Below are 2,877 nucleotides of genomic sequence, written 5' to 3' on the forward strand. Positions count from 1 at the left end.
GCCACCGATCGTGCGTCGATCGCGCTGCAGCCCAACAGGATCGTCAACCAGTTGAGCCAGGCGAAGTTACCGGACGCCACCAGCCACAGCTGGGTGACCACGACGATCGCTCCGGCGATACCGGCCACCGGCTGCGGGGCGAACAGACCGAACGGGACGACGAGTTGCGCGAAGTGATTTCCCACGGCCTCCACCCGATGCAGCGGCTTGGGTAGGTGATGGAAAAACCAACTCAGCGGCCCCGGCATCGGCTGGGTTTCATGGTGGTAGTACAGGCAGGTCAGATCGCGCCAGCAGGAATCGCCGCGGAGCTTGATCAGGCCGGCGCCGAACTCGAGCCGAAACAGCAGCAACCGTGCGAGCCACATCGCGAGCACCGGCGGCGCGATCCGGTCGTTGCCGAGAAACATTGCCAGGAAACCCATTTCCAGCAGCAGCGACTCCCAGCCGAACGAGTACCATGTCTGGCCGACGTTGACGATCGACAGATACGCCACCCACAGCAGCAGCCAGAGCGGCACCGTCGCCCCGAGCGGTACCACGTCGGCCAGTCCCGCTGCCATTCCTGCGGCCAATGCCGCACCCGACCACGCCACCGTCGCGAAAAACCGATCGGAGTAGTGGATGTGGAAGACGCTCGGCGTTCGAGCGAACGAGTGGCGGACCAGAAAACGCGGCACCGGTAACAATCCGCGCTCCCCGATCAGCGCTCGGAATTGCCTTGCGGCCGCGACGAATGCGAAGACATACACGACCGCGATGCCGCGCTCCAAAATCAGTCTGCTCAGCCAATATTCCGGTGCGCTCAACCAGCCCATGTCCGTCGCTCCTGGTGAGGAATGGAATTCCTATTGTCGCGCGTACCCGTCCGGCAGACCGCAAAACCACCGCGCTCGCAGCTAACGCTGCCCGACCAGGTACGGCGGCGCGACGCCGGCGATCACCGCACCGAAGTTCGCCAGCGCCTTGTTGCCGCCCAACCAGTAACTGCTGTGCGCGGCGACGCTGGGTAGCCCGAAAGGCCCGGCCGGCCCGGGATCGGCGGCCAGCCGCTGGGCACCGAAGTCCGGCTCCGCCGGGTCGGCGCCCAACGTCCATTCGGTGACGATGCCGCGCACGCCGCTCGCGTCGTTGACGGCACGCATCACAAACACGTTGCCGCCGGGGTGCAGATTCAGCCGGCCGGCGCGATCGACCAGCATGCCGGGGCTTCCGACCGCGATGACATTGTCGGCGTCGAGGTGACGCCCGCCGGCGGCGGCCGCGCCGATCACGGTGGAGCCATAGCTGTGGCCGACCACGGTGTCGACGGACGCCTGCCCGACATGCGAGGCGCGCTGGCCGTTTTCGAAGATCGACAATCGATCCGCACCGCCCTGCGCGGGCTGCGGGAAAGCCGCGCGGCTGAGATCCATGGGGCGGTCATACCCCATCCACGTCGTCACTGAGACATCGCCTGGTTCCAGGCCGGGGTCGGCAGTCAAGGCGGCGGTGTACATGGCCATCGCCTTCTCGTCGCTGAACGCCAATCGGCTCAGATCTTGCCCGGTGCCGGGTACGAAGATCGCATTGCGCCGCGCAGTATCGGGGTTCGCGATCGACACGGCGCCGTGGCCGAGCTCGTCGAGCAGACCCAGGTAACGCTTCGCTCCGTCGGTGGACTTCAAGCTCGCTTGGACGGCCTGATAACCGGCGAGGCGTTGTCGGGCCTCGGCCAGTTGTGACTGCAACGCGTAGATCGCACCGTCGTCGATGTCGGGTTCGGCCATCAGTTGTTCAATGTCGTGCTGTATCCGAGTGACGTCGTACTGGGATTGCTGCGTGAGCTCTGCCAGGTGCAACCGGTTGTAGTGGTCTCTGCCCGAGTGGTCAGGCGAATCCCATGGCATTCCGGCGTGGTTGCCAATGTCGTGGTCTTGGCTGTACAGCCAATCCTTTTCTTCGGGGCTGAGCTGATTCCACAGCTCGTTGAACTGCTTCGGATCGTCGGGCAACGGCCGCGACAGCGAGTCCTGGATCAGTGGTCGATTTTCATGTGGGCCCGGCGGAATCGGCCGATCCCCGTCGGCCATGTCGATCGCGTACGCCAACTCCCGGTCGGCTGAATTTGCCTCTGCCACAATCGTATCCAGCCGGTGTTGCAGCTGAATCTCGGCGATCAGCGCTGCTGTCGGCGGACCGTCGAAATTCGAACTCGGCACCACCTTGTCGGTACGGCAGTCGATGGTCATCTGCAATTCGGCGGCGTCGCGTCGCAACGTGCGCAGCGCGGACTGCAGGTGCACGATGTCGTCGGCCACTCGGCCGGCCGCCCGGGCCACCGCCAGCGACTCGTTGCCGTGCGCGTCGAGATCCGATCGGATCGAGGCGCTGCTGTGTCTGCGGGCTTGTGCGGTGGCGCCCTGCCAGGTGTCGAAGACCGCTAGCGAGGCTAGTTCTCGCGCGGCCTCCAGGGTCGCGTGCCCACGCGCGCCGGCCGCGTGGAACACCTCGCGTACCGACTCGGCGCGCCACCGATCGATGTCGGCTACCGTCAACGCCACGTCTCACCACCTCACCGGAAGAAGCGCTGCCTATCCCGTAACAGCGGCGGAGACGTCGTGCAACTCACATGTCGGTGCGAAGCCCGCGGAACGGGATGCCCATGCACAGCTGGGGGTTAACGCTCAGCAGGCCGCGTCACGGTTGAAGCGGCCAGTGCCGCAAGTGAAATGAGCGCGAGCAGTTGCACTACAGCCGAATGGCCCGCGTATCCGTCGACGGATCGCCACGGATGACGCGACAACGCCGCACCGGCCAGGATCAGCCCGCCGGCACTCAACCACAGAGTGACGACGTCGCGTCGTCGTGGACGATTGCGCAGCACCCACCGCATTC

The 2,877-nt window shown here is 65.6% G+C and carries 3 protein-coding genes; all 3 read right to left on the minus strand.

Annotated features, from left to right (window positions below):
• The coding region (locus WAN02_RS06380) for a lipase maturation factor family protein (protein ID WP_422263325.1) at positions 1-818 on the minus strand (818 nt) is incomplete at its 3' end.
• Positions 819-899: 81 nt separating this feature from the next.
• Positions 900-2,543: an alpha/beta hydrolase gene (locus WAN02_RS06385; protein ID WP_422263326.1), complete on the minus strand. Its 1,644-nt coding sequence runs from the start codon at positions 2,541-2,543 to the stop codon at positions 900-902.
• A 116-nt stretch (positions 2,544-2,659) separates the two neighbouring features.
• On the minus strand, positions 2,660-2,877 hold a 218-nt coding region (locus WAN02_RS06390), incomplete at its 5' end, for a hypothetical protein (RefSeq protein WP_422263327.1).

This window comes from Mycobacterium sp. (assembly GCF_049281135.1).
Taxonomy (GTDB): Bacteria; Actinomycetota; Actinomycetes; order Mycobacteriales; family Mycobacteriaceae; genus Mycobacterium.